Annotated in this window: 20 protein-coding genes and 1 other RNA gene; 7 read left to right on the top strand and 14 right to left on the bottom strand. The window is 65.6% G+C overall.

The window, feature by feature from the left end:
• The 6 genes from B9N72_RS08475 to B9N72_RS08500 form a co-directional block, all read right to left on the bottom strand.
• Nucleotides 1-2,673, bottom strand: coding sequence for a sensor histidine kinase (locus tag B9N72_RS08475; protein ID WP_085275983.1), 2,673 nt, complete (start codon nucleotides 2,671-2,673; stop codon nucleotides 1-3).
• A gap of 13 nt (nucleotides 2,674-2,686) precedes the next feature.
• Nucleotides 2,687-3,262 carry a potassium-transporting ATPase subunit KdpC gene (gene kdpC, locus B9N72_RS08480; protein ID WP_085275984.1) on the bottom strand — a complete coding sequence of 192 codons (576 nt, stop codon included), beginning with the start codon at nucleotides 3,260-3,262 and terminating at the stop codon, nucleotides 2,687-2,689.
• Nucleotides 3,263-3,362: 100 nt separating this feature from the next.
• Nucleotides 3,363-5,480 carry a potassium-transporting ATPase subunit KdpB gene (gene kdpB / locus B9N72_RS08485; RefSeq protein ID WP_085276037.1) on the bottom strand — a complete coding sequence of 706 codons (2,118 nt, stop codon included), beginning with the start codon at nucleotides 5,478-5,480 and terminating at the stop codon, nucleotides 3,363-3,365.
• A gap of 27 nt (nucleotides 5,481-5,507) precedes the next feature.
• Nucleotides 5,508-5,583: non-coding RNA, sX9 sRNA (locus B9N72_RS08490), on the bottom strand.
• Between the two features lie 98 nt (nucleotides 5,584-5,681).
• A complete protein-coding gene (gene kdpA, locus B9N72_RS08495) occupies nucleotides 5,682-7,469 on the bottom strand; it encodes a potassium-transporting ATPase subunit KdpA (RefSeq protein WP_085275985.1) in 1,788 nt (595 codons plus the stop codon).
• Nucleotides 7,466-7,558 carry a potassium-transporting ATPase subunit F gene (locus B9N72_RS08500; RefSeq protein WP_085275986.1) on the bottom strand — a complete coding sequence of 31 codons (93 nt, stop codon included), beginning with the start codon at nucleotides 7,556-7,558 and terminating at the stop codon, nucleotides 7,466-7,468. Before B9N72_RS08500 ends, kdpA begins: the two co-directional genes overlap by 4 nt.
• Nucleotides 7,559-8,057: 499 nt before the next feature.
• On the opposite strand from B9N72_RS08500, the gene B9N72_RS08505 reads away from it, so the two are divergent.
• The 3 genes from B9N72_RS08505 to B9N72_RS08515 all read left to right on the top strand — a co-directional run bounded on the left by B9N72_RS08505 (nucleotide 8,058) and on the right by B9N72_RS08515 (nucleotide 14,859).
• Nucleotides 8,058-9,929 carry a methyl-accepting chemotaxis protein gene (locus tag B9N72_RS08505; RefSeq protein WP_200810909.1) on the top strand — a complete coding sequence of 624 codons (1,872 nt, stop codon included), beginning with the start codon at nucleotides 8,058-8,060 and terminating at the stop codon, nucleotides 9,927-9,929.
• A 633-nt stretch (nucleotides 9,930-10,562) separates the two neighbouring features.
• The gene (locus tag B9N72_RS08510) at nucleotides 10,563-12,689 is read left to right on the top strand and encodes an HDOD domain-containing protein (RefSeq protein ID WP_085275987.1); all 2,127 of its coding nucleotides are present in this window, start codon (nucleotides 10,563-10,565) and stop codon (nucleotides 12,687-12,689) included.
• 40 nt (nucleotides 12,690-12,729) lie between these two features.
• On the top strand, nucleotides 12,730-14,859 hold the full coding sequence (locus B9N72_RS08515) for a putative bifunctional diguanylate cyclase/phosphodiesterase (protein ID WP_085275988.1): 2,130 nt from the start codon (nucleotides 12,730-12,732) through the stop codon (nucleotides 14,857-14,859).
• A gap of 210 nt (nucleotides 14,860-15,069) precedes the next feature.
• Here the strand turns inward: B9N72_RS08515 and B9N72_RS08520 are convergent, their stop codons facing one another.
• On the bottom strand, nucleotides 15,070-16,266 hold the full coding sequence (locus tag B9N72_RS08520; RefSeq protein ID WP_085275989.1) for an MFS transporter: 1,197 nt from the start codon (nucleotides 16,264-16,266) through the stop codon (nucleotides 15,070-15,072).
• Between the two features lie 204 nt (nucleotides 16,267-16,470).
• Between B9N72_RS08520 and B9N72_RS08525 the strand changes: the two genes are divergently transcribed.
• Nucleotides 16,471-17,382: a LysR family transcriptional regulator gene (locus B9N72_RS08525; protein WP_085275990.1), complete on the top strand. Its 912-nt coding sequence runs from the start codon at nucleotides 16,471-16,473 to the stop codon at nucleotides 17,380-17,382.
• Between the two features lie 200 nt (nucleotides 17,383-17,582).
• Nucleotides 17,583-18,713 carry a succinylglutamate desuccinylase/aspartoacylase family protein gene (locus B9N72_RS08530; protein ID WP_085275991.1) on the top strand — a complete coding sequence of 377 codons (1,131 nt, stop codon included), beginning with the start codon at nucleotides 17,583-17,585 and terminating at the stop codon, nucleotides 18,711-18,713.
• 12 nt (nucleotides 18,714-18,725) lie between these two features.
• On the opposite strand, the gene B9N72_RS08535 is transcribed toward B9N72_RS08530, so the two are convergent.
• The 4 genes from B9N72_RS08535 to B9N72_RS21085 all read right to left on the bottom strand — a co-directional run bounded on the left by B9N72_RS08535 (nucleotide 18,726) and on the right by B9N72_RS21085 (nucleotide 21,019).
• Nucleotides 18,726-19,316, bottom strand: coding sequence for a uracil-DNA glycosylase family protein (locus B9N72_RS08535; RefSeq protein ID WP_085275992.1), 591 nt, complete (start codon nucleotides 19,314-19,316; stop codon nucleotides 18,726-18,728).
• Nucleotides 19,317-19,322: 6 nt separating this feature from the next.
• Nucleotides 19,323-20,207, bottom strand: a complete 885-nt coding sequence (locus tag B9N72_RS08540; protein ID WP_085275993.1) for a DMT family transporter — start codon at nucleotides 20,205-20,207, stop codon at nucleotides 19,323-19,325.
• A gap of 102 nt (nucleotides 20,208-20,309) precedes the next feature.
• Nucleotides 20,310-20,669: a putative quinol monooxygenase gene (locus B9N72_RS08545; protein WP_085275994.1), complete on the bottom strand. Its 360-nt coding sequence runs from the start codon at nucleotides 20,667-20,669 to the stop codon at nucleotides 20,310-20,312.
• Nucleotides 20,670-20,857: 188 nt separating this feature from the next.
• Nucleotides 20,858-21,019, bottom strand: a complete 162-nt coding sequence (locus B9N72_RS21085; protein WP_159453032.1) for a hypothetical protein — start codon at nucleotides 21,017-21,019, stop codon at nucleotides 20,858-20,860.
• A gap of 117 nt (nucleotides 21,020-21,136) precedes the next feature.
• Here B9N72_RS21085 and B9N72_RS08550 point away from each other — a divergent pair, with 117 nt between their 5' ends.
• On the top strand, nucleotides 21,137-21,340 hold the full coding sequence (locus B9N72_RS08550; RefSeq protein WP_024302318.1) for a hypothetical protein: 204 nt from the start codon (nucleotides 21,137-21,139) through the stop codon (nucleotides 21,338-21,340).
• Complete coding sequence (locus B9N72_RS08555; protein ID WP_200810912.1) at nucleotides 21,333-21,971, top strand: 3'-5' exonuclease; 639 nt, start codon at nucleotides 21,333-21,335, stop codon at nucleotides 21,969-21,971. The genes B9N72_RS08550 and B9N72_RS08555 overlap by 8 nt, the downstream gene beginning before the upstream one ends.
• A 153-nt stretch (nucleotides 21,972-22,124) precedes the next feature.
• On the opposite strand, the gene def is transcribed toward B9N72_RS08555, so the two are convergent.
• From def to B9N72_RS08570, 3 genes are all read right to left on the bottom strand, one after another.
• Nucleotides 22,125-22,637, bottom strand: coding sequence for a peptide deformylase (def, locus tag B9N72_RS08560; protein WP_085275995.1), 513 nt, complete (start codon nucleotides 22,635-22,637; stop codon nucleotides 22,125-22,127).
• A 149-nt stretch (nucleotides 22,638-22,786) separates the two neighbouring features.
• Complete coding sequence (locus B9N72_RS08565) at nucleotides 22,787-23,509, bottom strand: substrate-binding periplasmic protein (RefSeq protein ID WP_085275996.1); 723 nt, start codon at nucleotides 23,507-23,509, stop codon at nucleotides 22,787-22,789.
• 263 nt (nucleotides 23,510-23,772) lie between these two features.
• Nucleotides 23,773-25,224 carry a bifunctional 2-methylcitrate dehydratase/aconitate hydratase gene (locus B9N72_RS08570; RefSeq protein WP_085275997.1) on the bottom strand — a complete coding sequence of 484 codons (1,452 nt, stop codon included), beginning with the start codon at nucleotides 25,222-25,224 and terminating at the stop codon, nucleotides 23,773-23,775.
• Nucleotides 25,225-25,321 lie beyond the last annotated feature (97 nt).

Consider the following 25,321-nt stretch of genomic DNA (forward strand, 5'->3'; position numbering starts at 1 on the left):
TCATTCCAGTACGTCGGGTGGGGGTGGGGGCTCGCCCAGCGGCAGGCGGAAGGTGAAGCGGGCTCCGCCTTCCGGGCGGTTTTCGGCGCGGATTTGCCCGCCGTGGGCGTCGAGTATGGTACGGCATAACGCGAGGCCCAGCCCGACGCCGGGGATGGCCGATTCGCTCTGGCCGCGCGTGAACTTGTCGAACAGCCGGGCCGGGTCGCCGGGCGGCAGGCCGGGGCCGTCGTCGCTCACGCTGACTGCCAGCCAACCCGGTTCGCTGTGCGCGGCGAGCCGCACCTCGCTGCCGGGGGGCGTGTACTTGGCGGCGTTGTCGAGCAGGTTGACCAGCACGCGCTCGATCAGCAGCGCGTCGAACTCGCAGAGCGGCAGATCGGCGGGCAGGTCGGTGACGATGGCGTGGCGCGCCAGCGGAATGCTCATGTGGCGCAAGGCGCTGCCGGCCACTTCCTCGATCGATTGCCAATCCTTCTTCAGCGTCACGCCCTCGGCCTGCAGCCGCGCCATGTCGAGCAGGTTGCCGACCAGGCTGCCCATGCGCCGCGCCTCGTCCTGCAGCGATTGCAGCAGCTCGTGCCGCGCATGGTCTGCCAAGTCGTCGCGCTGCAGGGTGTCGGCGACGCCGATCAGCGAGGTCAGCGGCGTGCGCAGGTCGTGCGACAGCGCGGTCAGCAAGGTATTGCGCAGGCGGTCGGATTCCATCGCCAAGAGTGCGTCCTGCGCCACTTCGACGTAGTGCACCCGTTCCAGCGCCAGCGCGATCTGCGCCACGCAGGTGTCCATCAGACGGCGTTCTTCCGGGGAGGGCTCGTTGGCGACGCCGAGGAAGGCCAGCACGCCGCGCGTGCGCATCGGTGCCTTGAGCGGCAGGTAGCGTGCCGGGCTGGCCGGCAGCGTGGCAGTGCCGCGCCCGGCCGGGGCCTGGTGGTCGTACACCCACTGCGCCACCGCGGCATCCACCGCCAGCACCGCTTCGGCCGGCGCGCCGGCCGGGCGTACCCGTTCATGCTGGTCGGGCAGCAGGATCACGCTGTCGACGCGGAACATGTCGCGGAAACCGAGCTCGGCGATCTCGACGATCTGCGCCGTCGTCAGCGCGGCGGAGAGCTCTCGGGCGAGGCGGGCGAGCTGGGCGGTGCCCCGCTCGCGCCGTTGCGCCGCCACCGCCTCGAAGCGCAGCCGCGCCGCCAGTTGGCCGATGATCAGCGCCACCGCCAGCATCAAGGTGAAGGTGAACAGATACTGGGTGTCCGCCACCGTGAACGAGAAGCGTGGTGGCACAAAGAAGAAGTCGAAGCCCAGCACCGCCAGGCAGGCGGCCAGCGCGCCCGGGCCACGGCCGAAGCGGATCGAGATCAGTACCACGGCGAGCAGGTAGACCATCACCACGTTGGCGGGGTCGAACACTTTCAGCAACAGCGCGGCAGGGAGGGTGGCCAGCGCCGACAGGAAGGCGGCCCAGCCGTAAGCGCGCCAGTCGATGGGGCCGCGCGGGGCGGGCGTGGCTGGCGCTACGGTGGCCGGGGCGGGCTCGGCGCTGACTAGATGGATGTCGAGGTCGCGGGCGTGTTGCCCCAGCCGTTCCAGCAGCGTGCTGCCGGTCAGCCGTTGCCAGAGGCTGGGGCGCGGCTGGCCGAGCACCAGCTTGCCGGTGTTGCGGCTCTGGGCGTAGGCCGTGACCGTCGCGGCCAGGTCGGAGCCGGCCAGCGAGACGGTTTCCGCGCCCAGTTCTTCGGCCAACCTCAGTATTGCCAAGGTGGCCTGCCGCGCCGCGTCCGGCCGGCGCTGCAAGGCCGGGGTCTCCACGTGCAGGGCGATCCAGTCGGCCTTGAGCGCGGTGGCCAGGCGGGCCGTGGCGCGCACTACCTTCTCGGCCTGGTCGTCGGCGCCGACGCAGGCCAGGAGCCGCTCCTTCACTTGCCACACCCGTTGGATGTCCTGGTCGGCGCGGTAGGCACGCATCTGGGCGTCGACGCGGTCGGCGGTGCGACGCAGCGCCATTTCCCGTAGCGCGATCAGGTTGCCCTTGCGGAAAAAATTCTGCCTCGCATTGGCGGCGGCGTCCGGCATGTAGACCTTGCCTTCGTGCAGCCGCACCAAGAGTTCGTCCGGCGGCAGGTCGACCAGCGTCACCTCGTCGGCCGCGTCGAATACCCGGTCGGGCACGGTTTCGCGCACGCGGATGCCGGTGATGCTGCCGACCACATCGTTGAGGCTCTCCAGGTGCTGCACGTTGAGCGTGCTGTAGACGTCGATGCCGGCCGCCAGTAACTCCTCGACATCCTGCCAGCGTTTGGCGTGGTGGCTGCCGGGCACGTTGGAATGCGCCAGCTCGTCCACCAGCAACAGCGGCGGGTGGATGGCGAGTGCCGCGTCGAGGTCGAACTCGGCCAGGGTGCGGCCGCGGTAGTCGATGGCGCGTGAGGGCAGCCGCGGCAGGCCATCGAGCAGGCGCGCGGTTTCGGCGCGGCCGTGGGTTTCGACGATGCCGGCCAGCACGGCCTCGCCTTCGGCCAACCTTTGCCGCGCCGCGCTCAGCATGGCGTAGGTTTTGCCGACGCCGGCGCAGGCGCCGAAGAAGATCTTCAGCCGGCCGCGCCGGGCGGCCTCTTCCTCGCGGTGCAACTCGTCGAGCAGGCGGTCGGGATCGGGACGGTCGTCGTTCATGCGGTCGGTTTCATCATGGACGCTGCTGGTCCAGGGCCAGGTTGAGTTTCAGTACGTTGACGCGGGCTTGGCCGAACATCCCCCATTGTGGGCCTTCGGTGTGCTGGGCGACCAGCGTGCGCAGCGCGGCGACGGGCAGGCCGCGGGCCTGGGCCACGCGCTCCACCTGATAGTAGGCCGCCGCCGGCGAGATGTCCGGATCGAGCCCGCTGGCCGAGGCGGTGGCCAGTTCCACCGGTACCGGGCCGGTCTGCGCCGGATGGGCGGCGCGCACGGTGGCAACGCGCGCCTTCACCGCGTCGAGCAGCGCCGGGTTGGTCGGGCCCAAGTTGGAACCGCCCGAGGCGCCTGCGTTGTAAGGCATCGGGGCCGTGGCCGACGGCCGGCTCCAGAAGTAGCGCGGGCCGCTGAACGACTGGCCGATCAGCTCACTGCCGACCAGCTCGCCGCCGCGGTGGATCAGGCTGCCGGCGGCCTGTTCGGGAAAGAACAGCCGGGCCAGGCCGGTGACGGCGGCCGGGTAGACAAGCCCGGTCAGCACGCTCAACAGCAGGAATAGCGTGAGGGCCGGGCGGATCAGGGTTTTCATGGTGGTGATTTCTCCAGATTGGTTTAGAGGGAGGAGGGCGCGGTCTCCGTCTTGGGCAGGGCCGAAGCGAAGTGCACGTCACCCTCCTGGGCCGGCTCGCTTATGCCAGGCCAAGCACACCCAGCACCACGTCGATCAGCTTGATGCCGACGAAGGGCACGATCAGACCGCCCAGGCCGTAGAGCAGCAGGTTGCGTCGCAGCAGCGCGCCGGCGCCCAACGCACGGTACTTCACCCCCTTCAGCGCCAGCGGGATCAGCACGATGATGATCAACGCGTTGAAGATTACGGCCGACAGAATGGCCGAATCCGGGCTGTTGAGCCGCATCACGTCCAGTACCTTGAGCTGCGGATAGGTGGCGGCGAAGGCGGCCGGGATGATGGCGAAGTACTTGGCCACGTCGTTGGCTACGCTGAAGGTGGTCAGCGCGCCGCGCGTCATCAGCATCTGCTTGCCGGTCTCGACGATCTCGATCAGCTTGGTTGGGTTGGAATCGAGGTCGACCATGTTGCCGGCCTCCTTGGCGGCCTGGGTGCCCGAGTTCATCGCCACCGCCACGTCGGCCTGGGCCAGCGCCGGGGCGTCGTTGGTGCCGTCCCCGGTCATCGCCACCAGCTTGCCCTCGGCCTGGGTGTCGCGGATCAGCTTGAGCTTGTCCTCCGGCCGTGCCTCGGCGAGGAAATCGTCCACCCCGGCCTCGGCGGCGATGGCGGCGGCGGTCAGGCGGTTGTCGCCGGTGATCATCACGGTCTTGATGCCCATAGCGCGCAGCTCAGCGAAACGCTCCTTGATGCCGCCCTTGACGATGTCCTTGAGCTCCACCACCCCCATCACGCGCCGGCCTTCGGCCACCACCAGCGGCGTGCCGCCGCGGCGAGAAACCTGTTCCACGGCGTCGTTCACTGCCGCGGCCCACTGCCCGCCGAGTGCCTCCACATGCGCCTTCACCGCCTCGGCCGCGCCTTTGCGGATTTCGCGCACGGCGCCGGCCGGAGTCGGAATGTTCACGCCGGACATGCGGGTCTGCGCGGTGAACGGGATGAAGTGTGCGTCGTGCAGCTCGCGACCGCGCAGGCCGAAGCGTTCCTTGGCCAGCACCACGATCGAGCGCCCTTCCGGCGTCTCGTCCGACAACGAGGCGAGTTGCGCCACGTCGGCCAGTTCTTGCTCCATCACGCCCGGTGCGGGCAGGAAGGCGCTGGCCTGGCGGTTGCCGAGCGTGATGGTGCCGGTTTTGTCCAGGAGCAGCACGTCGACGTCGCCGGCGGCCTCCACCGCACGACCCGAGGTGGCGATGACGTTGGCCTGCATCATGCGGCTCATGCCCGCCACGCCGATGGCGGACAGCAGGCCGCCGATGGTGGTCGGGATCAGGCACACCAACAGCGCCACCAATACGGTGATGCTGACCGGGCTGCCGCCACCGGCAGCCTTCACGCTGTACAGCGAGAACGGCAGCAGCGTGGCGCAGGCCATCAGGAAGATCAGCGTCAGCGCCACCAGCAGGATGGTCAGCGCGATCTCGTTCGGTGTTTTCTTGCGCTTGGCACCCTCGACCATGGCGATCATGCGGTCGAGGAAGGCCTCGCCGGGGTTGGCGGTGACGCGCGCTACCAGCCAGTCCGACAACACGCGGGTGCCGCCGGTGATGGCCGAGAAGTCGCCGCCGGATTCACGGATCACCGGGGCCGATTCGCCGGTGATGGCCGATTCGTCCACCGAGGCCACGCCGTCGAGCACCTCGGCGTCGGCTGGCACGGTGTCGCCGGCCTCGATCAGCACGAGGTCGCCCTTCTTCAGACGGGCCGAGTCGATGACCTCGACCTCGGCATCGTGGCGCGCTTCCGCCAGCTTCTTCGCCACCACGTTCCGGCGCGAGCCGCGCAGCGCCGCCGCCTGCGCTTTGCCGCGGCCTTCGGCCAGCGCTTCGGCGAAGTTGGCGAACAGCACGGTGAACCACAGCCAGGCCGCGATGCCGAGGATGAAGCCGGCGGGCGCCTCGCCCTGGCCGGTGAGAGCCTGCACGCCGAGCAGCGTGGTCAGCACGCTGCCGATCCACACCACGAACATCACCGGGTTGCGCAGCTGGGCGCGTGGTGACAGCTTGCGGAACGAGTCGACGATGGCCGGCTTGACCAGTGCCGGGTCGAACAGCGGCAGCCGGCGGGCATGACGCTGCGTGGGCGTATGTTGGGGGAGGGAGGATGGTTTCGTCATATCGTTCACTTTGTTTCTCCTGGAGGTCGTTCTCAACGTGTGACGAGCGGCCGTCAGCGAGGGGCGGCTGGAGCGCAGGAACCGGAATGGACATGTAGTCCATGAGGATCATGGCTGAGCGAATCTCCCTCGGAGATTCGCACGCTCAGAGCACCTCCCAACTCGAGATCACGGCCGCGCAGTAGCGTTGAGGACGGCTTCTTAATGGCCGAACAGTTGCAGCTGCTCCACCACCGGCCCCAGCGCCAGCGCCGGGATGTAGGTCAGCGCACCGACGATGATCACGGCGCCCACCAGCAGCACCACGAACAGCGGGCCGTGGGTGGGCATGGTGCCGGCCGAGACCGCCAGGCGCGGCTTCCTGGCCAGGTTGCCGGCGATGGCCAGCACCGCGACGATCGGCACGAAGCGGCCAAGCCACATCGCCAGCCCCAGCAGGATGTTGTAGAACGGCGTGTTGACGGACAGGCCGGCGAAGGCCGAGCCGTTGTTGTTGGCAGCCGAGCTGAAGGCGTACAGCACCTCGCTGAAGCCGTGCGCTGCCGGGTTGAAGACGCCAGCGAGGCCGGCCTTGCTCAGTACGGCCACGGCGGTACCGCCCAGCACCAGCAACGGGGTGATCAGGATGGCGATCGACACCATCTTCATCTCGTAGGCTTCGATCTTCTTGCCCAGGTACTCCGGCGTGCGGCCGATCATCAGGCCGGCCAGGAACACCGCCAGCATGGCGAAGACCAGCATGCCGTAGAGCCCGGAACCCACGCCGCCGAACACCACCTCGCCCAGCTGCATCAGCCACATCGGCACCAAGCCGCCCAATGGCAGCAGGCTGTCGTGCATGGCGTTCACCGCGCCGCAGCTGGCGGCCGTGGTGATGGTGGCGAACAAGGTTGAGGCGACGATGCCGAAGCGCGTTTCCTTGCCTTCCATATTGCCGGCCGAGCCGTCCACGCCGAGCTGGGTCAGGAGCGGGTTGGCGTGCATCTCAGACCACTGCACCACGGCGAACATGGCGATGAAGATCAGCGTCATGGCCGCCAGCAGCGCCACGCCCTGGCGCAGGTCGCCAACCAGGCGGCCGAACATGAAGCACAGCGCCGCCGGGATCAGGAAAATCGACAGCATCTGGGCGAAGTTGGACAGCGGCGTCGGGTTCTCGAACGGATGCGCCGAATTGGCGTTGAAGAAGCCGCCGCCATTGACGCCCAGCATCTTGATCGCTTCCTGCGAGGCCACCGGCCCCATGGCGAGGGTCTGCTTGTCGGTCTTGACGGTTTCCATCACCGGTTTGCCGGCGGCGTCGACCAGCGGCTGGCCGCGCGCGTCGGTTTTCTGCTGCTGGTAGGTAATCGGCTCCACCAGCTTGACGTCCCGATAGGCGCTGAAATTCTGGATCACGCCCTGGCCCACCAGGAACAGCGCGAACAGCAGTGACAACGGCAGCAGCACGTAGCCGGTGGCGCGGCCGAGGTCGAGCCAGGCGTTGCCGAGGCCGGCGGCCGAACGCCGCACGAAGCCGCGGATCAGCGCTATCACCACCGCCAGCGCGGTGGCGGCCGACAGGAAGTTCTGTACCGTCAGCACCAGCATCTGGGTCAGGTAGCTCATCGTCGTCTCACCGGCGTAGCCCTGCCAGTTGGTGTTGGTGACGAAGGAGACGGCGGTATTGAAGGCCGAGCCAGCCTCCACCGCCGTCATACCCGACGGGTTGAGCGGCAGGCCGCCCTGCAAGCGCTGCACGGCGTACACCGCGATCACCCCGGCGATGTTGAACAGCAGGATGGCCGTGGCGTAGCGCCACCATGGCATGTCCTCGTTCGGATCGCTGCCGATCAACCGGCACACGCCGCGCTCGAAGCGGCCGAGCCAGGCATAGCGGGAGCTCAGGCGGCCGTCCAGCACGTGGGCCAGATAGCGTCCGAGCGGCCAAGCCAGAGCCAGCAGCACGGCCAGGTAGAGGCCTAGCTGCCAGAAGGGAGAGGCGTTCATGCCAGGTTCTCCGCGTTTAGCAGGACGTAAAGCAGATAGACCAGTAGCAGCACGGCGATCAGCCCTGCCAGAGCGTACAAGGTGTTCATTTCTTGGCCTCCAGGCGACGGCAGGCGCTGACCAGAAGCAGCACCAGTGCGCTACATGCCGCGATCAGGGCCAGGTAGATAAAGTCCATGGCGGTCTCCATGACGGAATGGGTAGGAACAGTTGAAGCTTAGGGAAGGGGGCGTAAACGGCGTGTCGTAATGCGGGTGTGAGATATAAAAAAAACGTAAATCGCATGGCGGGCCGCGCCGGCCGGCACTGATAGCGGATGCCGGCTCAGCCCGCAGGGGACGGCAGGGGGAGATGGCCGGGCGCTGTCGCGAAAAAGCACTGGCAATCGGCGCCAGCGGCGTTTATATGAAATTTGTATTAACTGTCGCGTGATTTTGTAAGTAGTTTTTGTATACTGTGTCCGCTCGACTGCGCCAAACCGAAGCAAAGCGGGCAAAAAACAGCAATCAGGGGAACGCGGCAGCGTGCGAGGCGGGATGACACCGCCCTGCTGTCGTGAAGAATAATAGCCGTAACGAGACACACACTATGAAATCCTTACGTACTCGCATGATGGTCTTCGTCATTGCCGTCGTCGTGCTGCTGTCGGCACTGCTCACCGGCGCGGCCTACTGGCAGATGCGCAGCAGCCTGTTGGAGTCGATCCGCAACGAGATTCATCAAGCCGCCAGCGGCAAGGCCAGCTTTGTCACCGAATGGGTGCAGTCGCGCCAGGCGGTCGTCGCCGCGGTGCTGCCGCACTTTGGCCAGGGGGATCTGAAGCCGGTACTCGACCAGGCGCATGACGCCGGCGGCTTCGACGACATGTACCTCGGCCAGCCCGACAAGACCATGACCCAGTTCACCAAGGCCGTGCCGGTGCCACCGGGCTACGACCCGACCGGCCGCCCGTGGTACAAGGCCGCCGCCGCCTCCGAAGAGGCGATCGCTTCGCCGCCCTATATCGATGCTGCCACCAAGCGTCCGATCATCACCTTCGCCAAGGCGCGCCGCGACGGCGGCAGCGTGGTGGCGGTGGCCGGCGGTGACGTCACGCTGCAGCGCGTGGTCGATGAAATCGTTTCAGCCAAGCTGCCCGGCGATGGCTACGCCTTCCTGATGACCCAGGACGGCCTCACCATCGCTCACCCGGCGCCGGATTCCGGCCTGAAGAAGATCACCGACGTGATGCCGGGCTACGATCCGGCGGCCGTCAGCAAGGATGGCCAGATCCAGCAGATCAGCCTGGACGGCAAGACCTACCTGAGCACCCTCTACCCGGTCGGCAAGACCGGCTGGCTGCTGGGCGTGATGGTGCCGCTGGCGGCCGCCACCAGCCAGCTCGACCACTTGCTGCTGCTGATGGTCGGCCTGCTGGTGGTGGGCGTGGTGATCGCCTCGGTGGTGGTGTACGGCGGGGTGGCACGCATGATGTCCGGCCTGTCGCTGATGCGCGACGCCATGCGCGACGTCGCCAGCGGTCACGGCGACCTGACGCTGCGCCTGCCGGTGAAGTCACAGGATGAAGTGGGCCAGATTGCCGAAGCGTTCAACCAGTTCATGGCCAAGCTGCGCGAGATGTTCCTCACCGTACGCCACGAATCGCAGGCGCTGGCCGACGATGCTGCCCAGCTCAACCGCGTGGCCGAGCAGATTGCCGACGATTCGCGCGTGCAGTCGGGTGAACTGTCGGCCACTGCCGCCACCATCGAAGAGATCACCGTCAGCATCAATCACATTGCCGACCACGTCGGCGAAACCGAGACGCTGGTGTCCGAATCGCGTCAGAACTCGATCGAATCGCATCAGAGCATGGCCGAAGTGGCGCGCGAGGTGGAATCCATCGTGCACTCGGTGGAGTCGCTGCAGCAGGTGATGAACGGCCTGTCCGGCCAGTCGGAAGAGATCAAGGGCATCGTGGCGGTGATCCGCGACATCGCCGACCAGACCAACCTGCTGGCGCTCAACGCGGCGATCGAGGCTGCGCGTGCCGGCGAGCAGGGCCGCGGCTTCGCCGTGGTGGCCGACGAAGTGCGCAAGCTGGCCGAGCGTACCGCGGTGGCCACGGTGCAGATCGCCCAGATGATCGACCGCGTCATGGAGCAGACCGGCCAGGCCATCGCCCACGCCGACACCACCAACGCCCGCGTTGCCACCGGCGTGGCGCTGTCGCGCGAGGCAGCCGGCAAGGTCGAGCGCATCAAGGGGCACGCCGAGGACATCTCGGTGCGCATGAGCGAGATCACCTCGTCCACCTCGGAACAGGGGGTGGCCACCAACGAGATGGCGCGCAGCGCCGAGCGCGTCAACGCCATGGCGCAGCAGACCGACGCCTCGCTGCAGGATGCGCTGAAGACCATCCAGACGCTGGCTCAGCGTGGTGACGAGCTGCGCAGCCTGGTGTCGAAGTTCAAGCTGTGACGGTGTCCTAAAAACGCTGGCCTTGCCTGAATGAAACGCCCGGCTTACCGGGGCTGTTGGAGCAAAAGCAGCGGGGGAGAATCCGAACCGGTTTCTCTCGATGAGTTAGCGCGGTACGCATGGCCATGGAGCGATCCATGGCCATTTTTCTTTCCTCTCCTCACGCACTGTTGGCTACCAACCAGCCTATATAAAACACGTTAGAAACAACAGCCAAGGCAACCAATAGGCTGCGGCCCCGGGGATTCAAGGTCGTTGGGTTTTCATCGGTCTGCGCAACCAGCTCGTCCATCCCTATAATCATGGGTAAATGACTATTTCATAAAATCTCGCAGCTTTAAAATCAGGGAAATAGGTAATCAGGTTTTTCATAAATCGCCATTTATGCAAATTGATTTTTTGATAATATGGATTGCAAAGCACAAATACCGGGAGAGATACCATCGAGAAATAGGCAATTTAATTTGCGATGTGTATAAATATAAAAATCGGATATGCTGTTCTCCTGCTACCGGCTTGTGATTGCGCCAATGACGATAAATGAAAATGCCGGATGTAGCCCAAGTCCAGGAGTGTGTCTGAGTCTGTAAGCGGCTGCTGGCTGGGCTGCTGCAAAGGGAGGTCGTGACGACGATGGATAGACTGCTCGCCGCCAAGGGGGGGAACCCAAGCGCAGCCGGCTCGGCGCAGCGTGACATTCGCGGCAAGCTCATGCTTGCGCGCTTGCCCACGATGTCGCCCATCCTGGTGCAATTGTTGGACTTGTGCCAGCGCGATGATCTGAACTTGTCCGATCTGTCGGCGCTGATCGGTCGCGACGCCGGCATGGTCGCGCAGATATTTGCGCTATCCACCTCGGCCGCATTCCAGGGCCGCACTCGCCCGGCCACGCTCGATCAGTGCCTTTCCCTGCTTGGCATGAATACCATCAAGACGCTCGTGATCAATGGGTCGGTCATGCAGGTTTTCAACCGGCTGGTCGATTGGCAAGAAGTCGATCTGGGCGAATTCTGGGGCCACTCCCTGCGCACGGCGTTGATCGCCCGCGAACTGGCACGGCGGATGCATTACCCCAGCCTGGAAGAAGCCTACCTGGGGGGCTTGGTGCATGACATTGGCCGTCTGGCTTTGCTGGCAACGGTCCCGGAGGATTACCAGAGCATCTTCCGCGACTACCAGGACGGCGAATCGTTGTGTGCGGCGGAACATGCCGCGTTTGGGCTCACCCACGTCGAAGTGGGCGCCTGGATGGTGGAAAAATGGCAACTGGATTCGTTTCTTGGCGACAGCGTGTTGTATCACCACGAGCCATTCGAGCGCATGGTATCGGCCCCACCGCTGGTGCGCATCGTTCTCCTCGCGGATTACCTGGCCGCTTCGCACACGACAGAGCACCCTCAGCCCGATGCTTCCGCCGTGGCGCTATGCGGCGCAGCGCTCGACGATCTGCCGGCCCTGCTCGCTGCCGTCGAGCGTGATTTGCTGAACATCGCCGAACAACTGGGCATACGCCTTTCCGGTCCCAAGGCGGGCGAGCTGGCACCTCAAGCCGATGCCCTGCTGGCCGCGCGCCTTCAGGACATGCTGCTGGTCAATCAGGCTCTGGGCCAATCCAGTGGTAGCGCCTCGGCCATGCAGATTGCCGTGCAAGCACTCAAGATACTGTTCGATCTGGACGCGGCGCTTTGCTTCGAAGCGATCGAGGGGGAAAGCGAGCGGTTCCGCGCCAAACCGTTGGCTCACCATTCGGCCAAGCTGGCGCAACTGGAGTTCGTCCGCGGCAGCAGCACCTCTTTGCTGGCGCGGGCACTGGATGGCGTGCCGCAGCTGGTTATGCGCCAAGGGCAATTACCCTTGCTCGACGACCAGGTGCTGCGCAGCCTGGGCGGAGAAGGCATGCTGCTGCTGCCGCTGCGCACGGCGTCTGCCCGGATTGGCGTGCTGGTGGCCGTGATCGACAGCGCGGATCGGGCTGCTGCATTGGCGGCCAAGCTGCCCTGTCTCGCGGTTTTTGGGTGCTTGAGCGCAGACCGCATTGCCCTGCAGCGCCGGTCCGGCAATGCCGCGGCGCTGGACGGCGGGGAGGCTGGCGCGGACAGCCGGCTCAATCGACTGGTGCATGAGCTCAACAACCCGCTGGCGATCATCCGGAATTACGTCTCCATCCTCGAGGCAGCCAGCGCCGGCAAGGGCGCGCCCCAACCCGAGCTGGCCATCGTGCGCGAGGAAATCGACAGGGTGGCTCACATGCTGCGCGCCGCGCGCGAGCAGCAGGCCGAGGGGGCGGCGGCGCGGGGGCCGGTCAAGCTCAACCGTATCGTGGAGGATCTGGCGACTTTGTTCCGAGGGTCCATTCCGTTTGCCGGCCTGGTCGATATTCGTCTCGATTTGGCCGAGGCGCTGCCGGACATCGTGTCCGACCGTGACCGGCTCAAGCAACTGCTGGTGAATTTGATCAAGAATGCCTTGGAAGCCATGCCGCAAGGCGGGCGCGTGACCCTCTCGACGGCAGCCTGGGGCTTGGGCGAGGCAGGGGCGTCCCATGTCGAAATCCGGGTCGAGGACAACGGCCCCGGCATTCCCAAAGAGGTGCTCGCTCAGCTCTACCAACCGGTGGCGAGCCAGAAACCCGGCTTTCATCAAGGGCTTGGGCTGGCCATCGTGGGGCAGCTGGTGCGCGATCTGAACGGTTTGATCAACTGCCGTTCGGATCAGCAGGGAACGCGTTTTCAGGTATTGCTGCCGCTCGACCGGCAGTGACGAGAGTGCAGGCCCGTTTTCGATCTGCGCCAATGGCGGTATGGGTAGGCAAGGGGGCAAAGTGGCAGAGAATCACTTCGGTACAAGCGCAAAATTATTGGTCGTAGACGATGAACCCCGCATGCGGGAAAGCCTGTGCATGCTGTTGCGGGGGCGGAATTACGACGTGCGCGCCTGCCACGACGGCCAGTCGGCCCTGGAACAGCTCATGGCCGGCGGCGTGGATTTGATGCTGCTCGATCTGCACCTGGGCGACATGAACGGGCTCGATCTGCTGGGGATGATCCGGCGTGCCGGCATCGACACCGAGGTGCTGGTGGTCAGCGGCGACACCGCTTTCGATTCCGCCGTTTGCGCGCTGCGCAGCGGGGCCAGTGATTATGTCTGCAAGCCGTATGCCGTAGAGGAGCTCATGCACCGGGTCGAGCTGGCTCTGCAGCGCCGCAGCCTGGCGCGTGCCAACCTGGCTATGGCACAGCAGCTGCACACCTCGGAGCGCATGCACCGGTCACTGGTGGAGGCGTCGCCCGATCTTATCTTCACGCTGGACGAGCGCTTTTGCTTTACGTTTGCCAATGAGCGTACCCACCATTTGATCGGCTATTCCCCGCAGGAACTGCTTGGCCAATCGCTGCTCGACCTGGTTTTGCCGGTGGATGCCGAGCGAGTCCGTTATGTACTCGAGCATCGGACGGGGCAGCGGGCCATCGAGTTTCGCATCGCCAGCAGGGGGGGAGAGATCGCCGAGCGGCATTTCGAAGCGAGCCTGGTGCCAGTTGAACTGGATCTGCCGCAGCTGTCGAGCCGCTTGTATGGCGTGGCGCGCGATGTGACCGACAAAAAGGACGCAGAACACCGCATGGCCTACCTGGCCTACCACGATTTGCTCACCGGCCTGCCCAACCGCGCACTGTTTCGCGACCGGCTCGGCTTGGCGATCATGCAGGCCAAGCGCAAGGGGCGTCAGGTGGCGGTCCTGTTCGTCGATCTGGACCGCTTCAAGCTCGCCAACGATACCTTTGGTCATATCAAGGGTGATGAGCTGCTGCAGCAAGTGGGGCAGCGTCTGCAATGCGTCTTGCGGGAGTGCGACACGCTGGCCCGCCTGGGCGGCGACGAATTCACCATCCTGTTGCCGGGCCTGAGTAGAAAGGAGGATGCCGCCATCCTCGCGGCCAAGCTGGTCAAGGAGGTTGCCGCGCCGTTCAGCATCGACGGCGACGATGTTTTTCTCACGGTCAGCATCGGCATCGCGGTGTTTCCCGACGATGGCGACGATATTGAGACCCTGCTGCGTCATGCCGATATCGCCATGTACCAGGTCAAGTCCCAGGGCAAGAATGGTTTCGACTTCTTCCTGCCGGTGATGGACGATGCCGCCGGCCAGCGCCTGAGGCTCGAAAACGAGGTCCGGCGGGCCTTGGAGCTCGAACAGTTCGAGCTGCACTACCAGCCGCAAGTCGAATTCGACAGCCGCCGGATCATCGGCTGTGAAGCCTTGATCCGATGGCGGCACCCGACCCGCGGGCTGGTTCCGCCGGGGGCCTTCCTGGGGGTGATCGAAGAAATCGGGTTGATGAAGCCGCTCACCTACTGGGTGATCGAGCGTGCCTGCCAGACGCTGCGTGAATGGAAACGGGCCGGCCTCGAGCTGTCGCGCATGTCGGTCAACGTGCCGCCCGAGGTCTTGGTCGACAATGATTTCTACGACTATCTGATCGCGACGGTAGACCGCTACGGTATCCGTCGCCAGAGCTTCGAGATCGAGATCACCGAGAATGCGTTTATTGCCGATCAGCAAGCCATGTCGCTGAAACTGGCGGGGTTGGCCGAAGAGGGCATCCGCGTGGCTATCGACGATTTCGGCACGCAGTATTCGTCGCTGAGCTACCTGCGCCATTTGCCGGTGACGACGCTCAAGATCGATCAGTCGTTCGTGCGCGAAATCGAAGCCGGCAAGGAGGATTCGCCCATCGTGCGCGCCATCGTCGCCATCGCCACCGGGCTCAATCTGAACCTGGTGGCCGAAGGGGTGGAAACCGACATCCAGGCGGACTATCTCGGCAGCCTGGGCGCCGTGGAGATGCAGGGCTACCTGTTCGGCAAACCCATGCCCTCGTCGGATTTCCGCCGGCTGTTGCACCATGAGGCCGCCGTTACGCCGGTTTAGGTGAGCCGCTTTGACCCCTGCGGGCGGCTCATGGTGCAACGTTGGCGGCAGGAACGGGGCATCTGCTTTGGCACGATCCGCCCGTATGCCGATCACCGCCCCGGCCCGGAGGCGGCTGGCAGCACAGGATGCCGAACGGCTGGTTCCTGGCCGACAGTGCCCCCGTTGATCCCTCTGCCCCTTATCGGTCGTGCCGATAAGGGGCTTTCGTTATGCCCTCCCTTTTTTCAGCATGAATGGCAGAAGAGCCAGGACGGGGAAGGCGCTGCCTGCCATGCAGACCCAGGCCCAGCCACCCTGTTGATACACGATGCTGGCGATGGCAGAGCCGGCCGCACCTCCAATGAAAATGCTGGTCATGTAGAGCGCGTTGAGTCGGTTGCGGATGGCAGGATCGAGTGCGTAAATCTCGCGTTGCCCCAGTACCATGTTCGTTTGCACGCAGAAATCCAGCACGACCCCCGCCACCACCAGGCCCGCGACGCCCAGCGAAGGGGCCAGCAGTACAGGCAGAAAGCTCAAGGAACCGACCGCGAGTGCCGCCAGGGTAGCGGGGCGGGTATGTCCGGCATCCGCCAGGCGGCCGCTGATGGGAGCGGCGATGGCGCCGATAGCGCCAACCAGGGCGAAAATGGCGATGTGCGACTGGCTCAGCCCGTGATGCTGGGCCAATTCGAGCGGAACGGCGGTCCAGAACAGGCTGAAGGTCGCGAACATGCACGCCTGGAAGAACGAACGCTGGCGCAGCACGGGAGTGCTGGCCATCAGCGTTGCCAAAGAGCGCAGCAGCTGGCCATAGCCCGCTTGATGGGCCGGTTGACGACGGGGCATGGTGGCGGCCAGCAACACGGTGATGGCGGCCATCAGGATCGAGGCCGTGCCAAATACGACGCGCCAGCCGAAGTGGTCGGCAACAAAGCTCGAGAGCGGACGAGCCAGCAGAATGCCGAGCAACAGCCCCCCCATGATGCCGCCGACCACGCGCCCCCGCGATGCCTCTGGCGACAGGTGGGCCGCCAGGGGAATCAACAGCTGAACGGACACCGAGCTGAATCCGAGCAGCAGCGAGACCAGCAGAAACAGGCCTGGCTGCCGCGCGAGCGCTGTTGTGGCCAGGCTGACGATCGAGAGCATGGCCGTCGCGATCATCAGACGGCGGTTTTCGAGCAGGTCACCCAACGGCACCAGAAAGAACAAGCCGAGGGCATAGCCGATCTGCGTCAGCGACACGATCAGGCTGGCGGTCTGGCCGGACATGTGGATGTCTGGCGCAATCAAGCCGATGATCGGCTGGGCGTAGTAGATATTGGCGACGATGGCGCCACAGCAGAAGGCGAACAAGGAGATCATGGCGCGGGTCATGACCAGCGGTGTGCCTGTGGGCACGGTTTGCAGCAGCGTTTTCATGCCAGGTTCTCCCAGACGGTGTGCGCATGACGATGGTGCGTTTCATGGGGGTGATGAGCGGGTGAGGCAGGGATGTCGTGCTCGATGAATTCCATGGACGGCTCCTTGGGCAAAGTGATCATGCCGCAAGCTTAGTCGTTGTCATTCGTGCGTTGAATCCATATAAATTGCAAGCTAGCATTGCGTTTTTCGCAAAGGATTTGCATGGATAAATTGTTGGCTCTCAGAACGCTGATGGAAGTGGCCGAAACGGGAGGGTTTTCCAGGGCGGCTCGGCGGCTCGGTGTGGCGACGTCGTCGGTAACACGGCTGATGGATGCGCTGGAACAGTCGCTGGGGGCCGTCCTGCTCACTCGCACCACCCGGCAAGTCCTGTTGACGGATGCCGGGGCAAGCTACCTCGAGCAGGTTTCCAAGCTCCTGGCCGATCTGGAGGAGGCCGACAGCAGCATTGCCGACGGCAAGGAGGAGCCGATGGGCACGCTGCGGGTATCCGTTCCCGTGACCTATAGCCGTCTCTGTTTGGCGGGGCATCTTTCCGATTTCATGAAAGCCTATCCGCGCGTGAAGCTGGATCTCGTGGTATCGGATTCGTATCAGGATCTGGCGGTTGAGCGTATCGACCTTGCCGTCAGGATAGGGGTGCCGAATCGTGACGAGCATTTGATCGTGAAGAAGCTGGCGGAGAATCGGCGTTTTCTGGTGGCGAGCCCTGACTACCTGGAACGGCACGGCACGCCTCGTGCGCCGATCGAGCTGGCTTCGCATGCCTGCCTTCGCTTTGCATATCGGCCGGGGCGCCAGCGCTGGACATTCCGCTTGGAGGCTCGGAGCGAGCAGGTTGAAGTGGACGGGCCGTTCATCACCAACAGTCTCGACATGCTGCGCGAAGCCGTGCTCGGCGGCCATGGCGTCGCGTTGCTGCCGGAGTGGGTGGTGCAGGAGGATATTCGGGCAGGGCGCGTGCTGCGCTTGTTCGACGCGTGGAGTGTGACGCCGCAGCTTGGCGACGCGCACGTGTATGCCGCCTATTTGCCCAACCGCCGCTATTCGCGCAAGGTGCATGCCTTCATCCAGTATCTGGAGGAACGGCTTCGGGCCATGCATCAGGCTTAGGGTGGAGCGGATGCCGGCCAGACGGGCTGGCGGAGCATGCGGCATCCCGGCGCCTGGGCATGTCTTCGTGCTGGGGGGCAAGGCAAGCGGTGTGGCGTCGGCCGTTCTTGCCGCCCGCGGTGCTCTCGTCTTCAACGACTGCGGCAAGTTCGGGTATGGTTCCGGTATTGACGTTAACCCGGCCTGCCTCATTCCTGATCATGAAACGTATCGAACATACTTTGCTCTCCCCCGGTCTCGGCTCCAGCCGGCAGCTGTGCAGCCTGCATTTCGGCCGCGCCGGACAAGGTCAGAAGGTCTATATCCAGGCCGCGCTGCACGCCGACGAGCTCCCCGGCATGCTGGTGGCCTGGCATCTCAAGTCGGCCCTCCAGGCACTGGAATCCGCCGGCCACCTGCACGGCGAAGTGGTGCTGGTGCCGCAAGCCAATCCGATTGGTCATGACCAGACCCTGCTCGGGCTGCAATTGGGCCGTTTCGAGATGGCCAGCGGCGAGAATTTCAACCGAAATTATCCGGCCCTGCTTGAAGGGGTCTACCGGCGCGTGAAGCCGCACTTGTCCGGCGATGCCGCCGCCAATACCCAGCTGATTCGCGCCGCCATCCGTGCGGAGCTGGCGGCCTGGCCGGTGAGCACCGAGCTGCAGAGCCTGCGGCACCGCCTGATGTCGTTGGCGGCCGACGCCGACATCGTGCTCGACCTGCATTGCGATTTTCGCGCCGCGCTGCACGTCTATACCGGTACGCCGCTGTGGCCGCAGTGCGAACCGTTGTCACGCTACCTCGGCTCGCAGGCGCAGTTGCTGGCCACCGAGTCCGGCGGGGACCCGTTCGATGAAGCCTGTAGCCGCCTCTGGTGGGAGTTGCAGGAGAAGGCGCGGCAGGACGGTCTCGACGTGCCGATCGAGTTGGCGGCGCTCGTGGTGACGGTGGAGCTGCGTGGCCAGGGCGACGTCAGGCATGAGCTGGCGGAGCGGGATGCGGCGGCGATCCTGGAGTTTCTGCGCTACCGTGGCGTGATCGCCGACCTCCCGGCGGCCGAGCTGCCGCCGCTCGATTATCCGGCGACACCGCTGGCCGGGTCGGAGAATCTTTGCGCCCCGCACTCCGGGGTCGTGACCTTCCTGGTTGCCCCGGGGACCCGGGTGGAGCCGGGCCAGCCGGTGGTGGAGGTGATCGACCCGCTGAATGACCGGGTCAGCGTGCTGAGCTCGGCGTATGGCGGCATGGTGTACGTGCTGGAGAGCCGCCATTTCGCCACCACCGGGATGGGGCTCGCCAAGGTGGCGACTCCCCATGCCTTCAAGACCGGGTCGCTGCTGTCGGCCTGATAGAGCCGTGTTTCAGTCCGCCAGCGCGGCGTGCACCGCCGCGCGCAGCGCCGGCACCACCTCATCGTCGAACCAGGGGTTGCTGACGAACCAGCGCACGTTGCGCGGGCTGGGGTGAGGCAGCACGAAGAGCTCAGGCTGGTACTCGCGCCAGGCCTTGACGGTGTCGGTCAGGGTCTTTTTGCGGCGTTTTCCCAGGTGCCAGGCCTGCGCGTATTGGCCGATCAGCAGCGTCAGGCGGATGTCGGGCAGCTGTGCCAGCAGGCGCTGGCGCCATAGCACGGCGCATTCCGGACGAGGCGGGGCATCGCCACTGCCGTGCTTGCCGGGGTAACAGAAGCCCATCGGCACGATGGCGAGCCGGGCCGGGTCGTAGAAGGCGTCGCGGTCCAGGTCGAGCCAGCGCCGCAGGCGGTCGCCCGAGGGGTCGTTGAAGGGGAGGCCGGTCTGGTGCACGCGTACGCCGGGGGCTTGGCCCACCAGCAGGATGCGTGACGTCGCCGCCGCCTGCAGCACCGGGCGCGGTCCCAGCGGCAGTTGCGCTTCGCAGTGGCGGCAGGCGCGGATCTCCGCCAGCAGCGTGTCGAGCTCGTGATCGTCCATGGTGTTTCAGCGTCCGGCTTGGCGCTTGCCGGCGATGACCAGCCATACCCCGCCCAGAATGGCGATCGAGGCCAGCACCAGGCGCAGCGTGACCGGCTCGCCCAGCAGCGCTACGCCCCCCGCCGCCGCGATCACCGGCACGGTGAGCTGTACCGTGGCCGCGCCGGTGGCGGTCAGCCCGCGCAGGGCGGTGTACCACACGGCGTAGCCGACACCCGAGGCCAGCGCGCCGGAGAGCAGCGCGTAGATGGCGCCGGCGGTGTCCCATGAGGCTGCCGGCATCAGCAGCAGGCTCAGCGAAATCGCCAGCGGCACGGCGCGCAGGAAGTTGCCGGCGGTGACGCGGGTCGGGTCGCCGGCGCCTTTGCCGAGCAGCGAGTAGGCGCCCCAGGCCACGCCTGCCAGCAGCATCAGCACGGCCCCCGCCAGCGGTGGCGCCGACAGGCCCGGCAGCAGCAGGCCAGCCAGCCCCGCCAGCGCGAGCAGCAAGCCGGCCAGTTGACGGACGCTTAGGCGTTCGCCCCGCGCCAGTCCGATCCCGATCATCGTTGCCTGAACCGCCCCGAACAGCAGCAGGGCACCCGTCGCCGCCGACAGGCTGACGTAGGCGAACGAGAACGCGGCGGCGTAGAAGAACAGCGCCAGCGCCGAGCGCCAGCGGCCGTTGCCGCTGCCGGTCGCCGCGCGCAGACGCACGATCAACCACAGCACCAGGGCTCCGGAGGCGATGCGCAGGGTGGTGAAGGTAGCCGGGTCGATGCTGGTGTGCTTGAGTGCCTGGCGGCAGAGCAGGGAGTTGCCGGCAAATGCCGTCATGGCCAGCAGCGTGAGCAGGGCGACGCGCTGGCGTGAAAGGGAGGGGGCGCCGGCGGCGGCAAAACTGGTCGACATGGGGGTTCCTCGGGATGAAGAGTGTCCCCATTTTAGGCGGAGTTTGCCGCAAAAGGGTGGCCGAAGCGGTGCGGGCTTCGGCCAACTTTGGTACGGGGTGGCCTAGCGGCGGAAGCCGCCGACCGGGCTCAGGTAACTGGGCTTGATATCCGCCAGCGCGGCCTGGAGTTCGGCACTGGGGTGGCCGTAGATGCTGAAGCGGGTCGGCGTCAGCAGTGCAAAGAAGCGTTCGGCGAAGCGCGTCTCGAAATTGCCCAGGTGGGTCAGCACCGCCGCCGAGTCGCGGTAGCGTTCGTAGATATGGCAGGTCGTGCCGTCGCTGCTGACGTTCCATTCGTAATTCAGCGCACCGGGCTCGTTGGCGCCGGTTGCCTCGACCATCTCGGTCATCAGGTGGTCGAAGGCCTCGCGCTGGCCAGGCTGGATGGCGAGCTCCAGCAGCCAGTAGACTTCCTGATTCATGCCTTTCTCCTTGCTGTGGTATGGCGGTAGTGTGTTGGCTGAATATGTCATATCAATATAGCGCGAAATGCTGTTCTGCGCCGGCAAGAAAAAACCGTGCCTTGGTGAGGCGCGCTTGCAGGGCGGCGATGCTAGAGCCTGTCATCAATTGAGCCAAATGGCCCGAACGAAGGCCGCAGGCTATTGGCTTACGGTAACAGAACGATCATCTGCCCCGCAGTGGCGATGGCAGGTGCGGCGCCGATCAGGATCAACGAAGGGGCTTCCTCGGCGTAGGTGCCGTTGCGGTTGGCGAATATGCCGGCAGAGATGGCTGACGGCACCACCTTGTTTTTTTGACGAGGTGGCATGGTCGCGTGGCTTTGGGCTGTCCCCATTTCTGGGGGCATGGCAGGCGACCCCGCTCGCGTCGGATCGCGTACAATGCCGCATCGTTTTTCGACATTTCTTTCAGGACGCGAATCGCCATGGCAAAAAAGGACAAGGATCTCGACCCGGAAACCCGGGCGCTGCTGGAGTGGTGCGCCGAGGTCGAGGCCCTGCTGGTGGCCGCCGGAGCCACCCCGCGCGAGGCGCAGGAGCACATCGAAGAGCAGGCCGAATGGTATACCGATCAGTTCTACGACGGACTGACGCCGGAAGAGGCGGCCAAGGCGGCGTTGAATGACTGAGCGGCAGGACAAGGGCGGCCTGGAGCGCGTCGCCGTGATCGACTTCGAAACCACCGGGCTCAGCCCCGGTGTCGGCTGCCGTGCCACCGAGATCGCCGTAGTGCTGCTGGAAAACGGCCGGGTGACGGCCCGCTTTCAGAGCCTGATGAACGCGGGCGTGAGGGTGCCGCCCGACATTGAGCGCCTCACCGGCATCAGCAACGCTATGCTGAAGGCCGCGCCGCCGGCCGACGCCGTGATGCGCGAGGCGGCCGAGTTCGTCGGCGACACACCGCTGGTGGCGCACAACGCCGCCTTCGACCGCAAGTTCTGGGATTACGAGCTCGGCCAGTTTGGTCGCACGCGGCGGCAGGATTTTGCCTGCACCCTGTTGTTGGCGAGGCGGCTGTTGCCGGCAGCACCAAACCACCAGCTCGGCACTTTGACGCGCTGGGCCGGCCTGCCGGCGACCGGGCAGGCACACCGGGCGCTGGCCGACGCCGAAATGGCCGCCAACCTGATGGGGCACCTGACCCAGGTGCTGCGGGTCCAGCATGGCCTGCCTCACGTGTCGCACCAGCTGCTATGCGGCTTGCAGAAGGTGGTGGCCAAGCAGGTGCCGGACTATCTGCGGCGGATGGCGGCGCTCTGACGCGCTCGCTTCTTTACAGCCCAAAGCCTCACGGCCAGCCTCGGTTATCGCCAGGCTGGCCGTGAGGCTTTTTGTCGTGCGCTTGTACATTCCGGTTCCTGCGCGGCTCTTCACCCCGCTGAGGGCCGCTCGCGACAGATCGTGAACAGGTTCTTAGTCTGCCGCCGGCTCGGAGGGAGGTGTGTCGTCGGTGCCGGGTTGCAAGCGGTCGATGAAGAGCGTGCCGTTCAGATGATCGACCTCATGCTGGATGATGCGGGCATGAAAGCCCTCGGCGCGGCCTTCGATCAGGCGGCCCTGGATGTCCTGTGCCCGGTAACGGATGGCCTGCCAGCGTGGCACCTGGCCACGCTGGCCCGGTACGCTGAAGCAGCCTTCCCAGTCTTCCTCGACGCGTTCGGATTCGGGGCGGATTTCCGGGTTGATCAGTACCGTGGGTGGAATCGCCGGCGCGTCGGGGGCGCGTTCGCCGCCAACGTAGGCGAACACGATCACCCGCAACGGCACGCCGATCTGCGGCGCCGCCAGCCCGACGCCGTTCCCGGCGTACTGGGTGTCGAACATGTCCTGCACCAGGTCATGCAGTTCGGGCGTGTCGAACTCGGTCACGGCGGCGGCATGCTGGCGCAGCATCGGGTGCTCTTGGGGCAGGAAAGGTCGCTTCATGGTGTTCTCGTGGTTGATTGGCGCCATCGGGCCGAGCGCGGCTCGGGCCAGGGGGCGGCGTATCTGGCGCTGACGATAGCGCGAAAACCCACCGCCTGCAGCTCCAACCTCCGCTTTGCCGGCGCGGCATGGCTGGGGGCGGGCCTGGGTCAGCGATACTTGCGGTAGATCTGGCTGACCGTGTGTTGCCGGCGCAAGGTATCGATGGCCTCATCGACTTGCCGCAGGCTGACCGAACCCTGCCGCGACAGGGCGCAGCCAGCCTGATAACGCCTCAGCACCAGCGGCGGGTACAGCGTCGCCGCGTCCAGGCCGAGCTTTTCCTGATAGCTCAGATAGAGCAGGTTCACCACGGCGTGGCGGGTGCGGCCCGCTTGCAGCTTGTGCAGGTTGCTGCTGGCATTGGGGGCGTCATCCCGGACAAACCGCGAGCCCAGCCGGGCTTCCAGCTCGGGGTAGCGAAAACCCAGTAGGGTGCCGATGGGTTGCCCGGCCAGCGCCTCGATACGCCTTGGTCGTGTCTCGCGGTGCGAGGTGACGACGATGTCGGCGTTGGGCAGGAAGGGCTGGGTCCAGTCGAACGGACCGGGCAGCCAGGCTGGCAGGTACATGCAGATCAAGTCGGCCTGGCCGCTCTCGAGCGCTGCCGGTATGCGCTGGCGGGGCAGCACCAGAAAGCGCGGCCGTTTGCCTAGTTCCTTGGCGAGCGCCCGGCCCAGGTCATGGTGGATGCCGCGCCATACCCGGGAGCCGCTGATCTCGGCCTGCGGCATCTCGGTGCTGTCGTCCAGCAGGATGACCAGTTCTTTCGGGTCGGCTGCGGCCGCTTGTCCTAGCAGCAGCCCCGCCACGACGACCAGGCTTCTTTTCATGGACGATCCTCTGTTGTGTCGTGGTTGGTCTTGGGGGAGGTTTGTTCTGTGGCGTGAATCTAGCATACGGCTTCCGGAGCTGGGAACGCGGCCGGTACAAATACCGCTGTGGGTCGTGCCTCTTGCCAAGAGGCGATCATCACGTGGGGCGACGCTCGAGGCGGGCGCATCGCCATGCCGAGGGGACTTTGTGGGAGAAAGATTGGCTTGTCGTCTTCGGCCAACCTTGGCGTCCAGCTTGGCCGCAGGCGATGCCGCCGCCGTCAGATCACCCATAAATCGGTAAAAGCGTTCACCGTCGTCGTCAGCAGCTTTGCCTGATCGTGGCACAGCGCAAAGATGGCCGCCCGCTGCTTGGCGGGAAAGCGGTGTGCAAGGTGGGTCTTGAACTTGTCCTCCAGCAGCGGGATGCCCTCCGCCCGCCGCCGCGGGTGGCCGAGCGGGTATTCGCACACCACTTCGTCGAGCACGGTGCCGTCGTTCAGGGTCACGGTCAGGGCGTTGGCGATGCTGCGCTTGTCGGGGGCGTGGTAGTCGCGGGTGAAGGCCGGGTCTTCCACGCAGCTTATCCTGGCACGCATGTCGTCGATGCGCGGGTCGGCGGCGACGTCGTCCTCGTAGTCGGCGGCGCTCAGGCGACCGAAGATCAGCGGCACGGCCACCATGTACTGGATGCAGTGGTCGCGGTCGGCCGGGTTGGCCAGCGGGCCCTGCTTGTCGATGATGCGCAGGCAGGCCTCCTGGGTGCGGATGGCGACGTGCCGGATGTCGGCGGCGGACTTGCCCTGTCGGGCCAGCTTGCCGTGCAGAGCCAGCGCGCATTCCACGGCGGTCTGCGCATGGAATTCGGCCGGGAACGCGATCTTGAACAGCACATTTTCCATCACGTAGCTGCCGTAGGGGCGCGGGAGCGTGAACGGCCGGCCCTGGAACAGCACGTCGTAGAAGCCCCAGTCTTTGGCGCTCAGCACGCCCGGGATGCCCATCTCGCCCTTGACGCTGAACCGCGCCAGGCGCACGCCGCGGCTGGTGGCGTCGCCCGCCGCCCACGATTTGCGGGAGCCGGCGTTGGGGGCATGGCGGTAGGTGCGCAGGCTCTGGCCGTCGACGAAGGCCTGGCTCACGGCGTTGACGATGTCCTCCTTGCTGCCGCCCATCAGCTTGGCGCACACGGCGGCGGAGGCCACCTTCACCAGCACCACGTGGTCCAGGCCGACCCGGTTGAAGCTGTTCTCCAGCGCGAGGCAGCCCTGGATCTCGTGCGCCTTGATCATGCTCTCCAGCACGTCTTTCATCATCAGCGGGGCCTGGCCACGGGCGACACGCTCCCGCGAGACCCAGTCGGCGGTGGCGAGGATGCCGCCCAGGTTGTCGGACGGATGCCCCCACTCGGCGGCGAGCCAGGTGTCGTTGAAGTCGAGCCAGCGGATCATCGTGCCGATGGTGAACGCGGCCTGCTCCGGGTCGAGCTGGAACGGGGTGCCGGGCACCCGGGCGCCGTTGGGTACGATGGTGCCCGGCACGATCGGCCCCAGGAGCTTGGTGCAGGCAGGGTAGGCCAGTGCTTCCAGACCGCAGCCCAGGGTGTCTATCAGGCACAGGCGGGCGGTGTCCCAGGCTTGGGAAGAGGTGATGGCGTAATCGGCGACATAGTCGGCGATGTCGACCAGAACCCGGTCGGGGGCGGGGCGGAGGGAAGAGGGTGGGTGGGGCATGCGTTCCTCCTGCTCAGCCCCGCCCAGGCTCCGAGTGGGTGCCTAGCGGGGTGTGGCGATCGGGTTGGACGGCTGCTGCCGTACGTGATGGCGACCG

Source organism: Pseudogulbenkiania subflava DSM 22618 (assembly GCF_900177275.1).
Classification (GTDB): Bacteria; Pseudomonadota; Gammaproteobacteria; order Burkholderiales; family Chromobacteriaceae; genus Pseudogulbenkiania; species Pseudogulbenkiania subflava.

What these genes read in the sequence shown, in the direction of transcription:
- B9N72_RS08545 (WP_085275994.1), bottom strand. Translation starts at nt 20,669, where the DNA reads ATGAATCAGGAAGTCTACTGGCTGCTGGAGCTCGCCATCCAGCCTGGC.
- B9N72_RS08530 (WP_085275991.1), top strand. Translation starts at nt 17,583, where the DNA reads ATGAAACGTATCGAACATACTTTGCTCTCCCCCGGTCTCGGCTCCAGC.
- B9N72_RS08515 (WP_085275988.1), top strand. Translation starts at nt 12,730, where the DNA reads ATGGGTAGGCAAGGGGGCAAAGTGGCAGAGAATCACTTCGGTACAAGC.
- B9N72_RS08510 (WP_085275987.1), top strand. Translation starts at nt 10,563, where the DNA reads ATGGATAGACTGCTCGCCGCCAAGGGGGGGAACCCAAGCGCAGCCGGC.
- B9N72_RS08525 (WP_085275990.1), top strand. Translation starts at nt 16,471, where the DNA reads ATGGATAAATTGTTGGCTCTCAGAACGCTGATGGAAGTGGCCGAAACG.
- B9N72_RS08555 (WP_200810912.1), top strand. Translation starts at nt 21,333, where the DNA reads ATGACTGAGCGGCAGGACAAGGGCGGCCTGGAGCGCGTCGCCGTGATC.
- B9N72_RS21085 (WP_159453032.1), bottom strand. Translation starts at nt 21,019, where the DNA reads ATGCCACCTCGTCAAAAAAACAAGGTGGTGCCGTCAGCCATCTCTGCC.
- kdpA (WP_085275985.1), bottom strand. Translation starts at nt 7,469, where the DNA reads ATGAACGCCTCTCCCTTCTGGCAGCTAGGCCTCTACCTGGCCGTGCTG.
- kdpC (WP_085275984.1), bottom strand. Translation starts at nt 3,262, where the DNA reads ATGAAAACCCTGATCCGCCCGGCCCTCACGCTATTCCTGCTGTTGAGC.
- B9N72_RS08505 (WP_200810909.1), top strand. Translation starts at nt 8,058, where the DNA reads ATGAAATCCTTACGTACTCGCATGATGGTCTTCGTCATTGCCGTCGTC.
- B9N72_RS08500 (WP_085275986.1), bottom strand. Translation starts at nt 7,558, where the DNA reads ATGAACACCTTGTACGCTCTGGCAGGGCTGATCGCCGTGCTGCTACTG.
- def (WP_085275995.1), bottom strand. Translation starts at nt 22,637, where the DNA reads ATGAAGCGACCTTTCCTGCCCCAAGAGCACCCGATGCTGCGCCAGCAT.
- B9N72_RS08540 (WP_085275993.1), bottom strand. Translation starts at nt 20,207, where the DNA reads ATGTCGACCAGTTTTGCCGCCGCCGGCGCCCCCTCCCTTTCACGCCAG.
- B9N72_RS08565 (WP_085275996.1), bottom strand. Translation starts at nt 23,509, where the DNA reads ATGAAAAGAAGCCTGGTCGTCGTGGCGGGGCTGCTGCTAGGACAAGCG.
- B9N72_RS08520 (WP_085275989.1), bottom strand. Translation starts at nt 16,266, where the DNA reads ATGAAAACGCTGCTGCAAACCGTGCCCACAGGCACACCGCTGGTCATG.
- B9N72_RS08535 (WP_085275992.1), bottom strand. Translation starts at nt 19,316, where the DNA reads ATGGACGATCACGAGCTCGACACGCTGCTGGCGGAGATCCGCGCCTGC.
- B9N72_RS08475 (WP_085275983.1), bottom strand. Translation starts at nt 2,673, where the DNA reads ATGAACGACGACCGTCCCGATCCCGACCGCCTGCTCGACGAGTTGCAC.
- kdpB (WP_085276037.1), bottom strand. Translation starts at nt 5,480, where the DNA reads ATGACGAAACCATCCTCCCTCCCCCAACATACGCCCACGCAGCGTCAT.
- B9N72_RS08550 (WP_024302318.1), top strand. Translation starts at nt 21,137, where the DNA reads ATGGCAAAAAAGGACAAGGATCTCGACCCGGAAACCCGGGCGCTGCTG.
- B9N72_RS08570 (WP_085275997.1), bottom strand. Translation starts at nt 25,224, where the DNA reads ATGCCCCACCCACCCTCTTCCCTCCGCCCCGCCCCCGACCGGGTTCTG.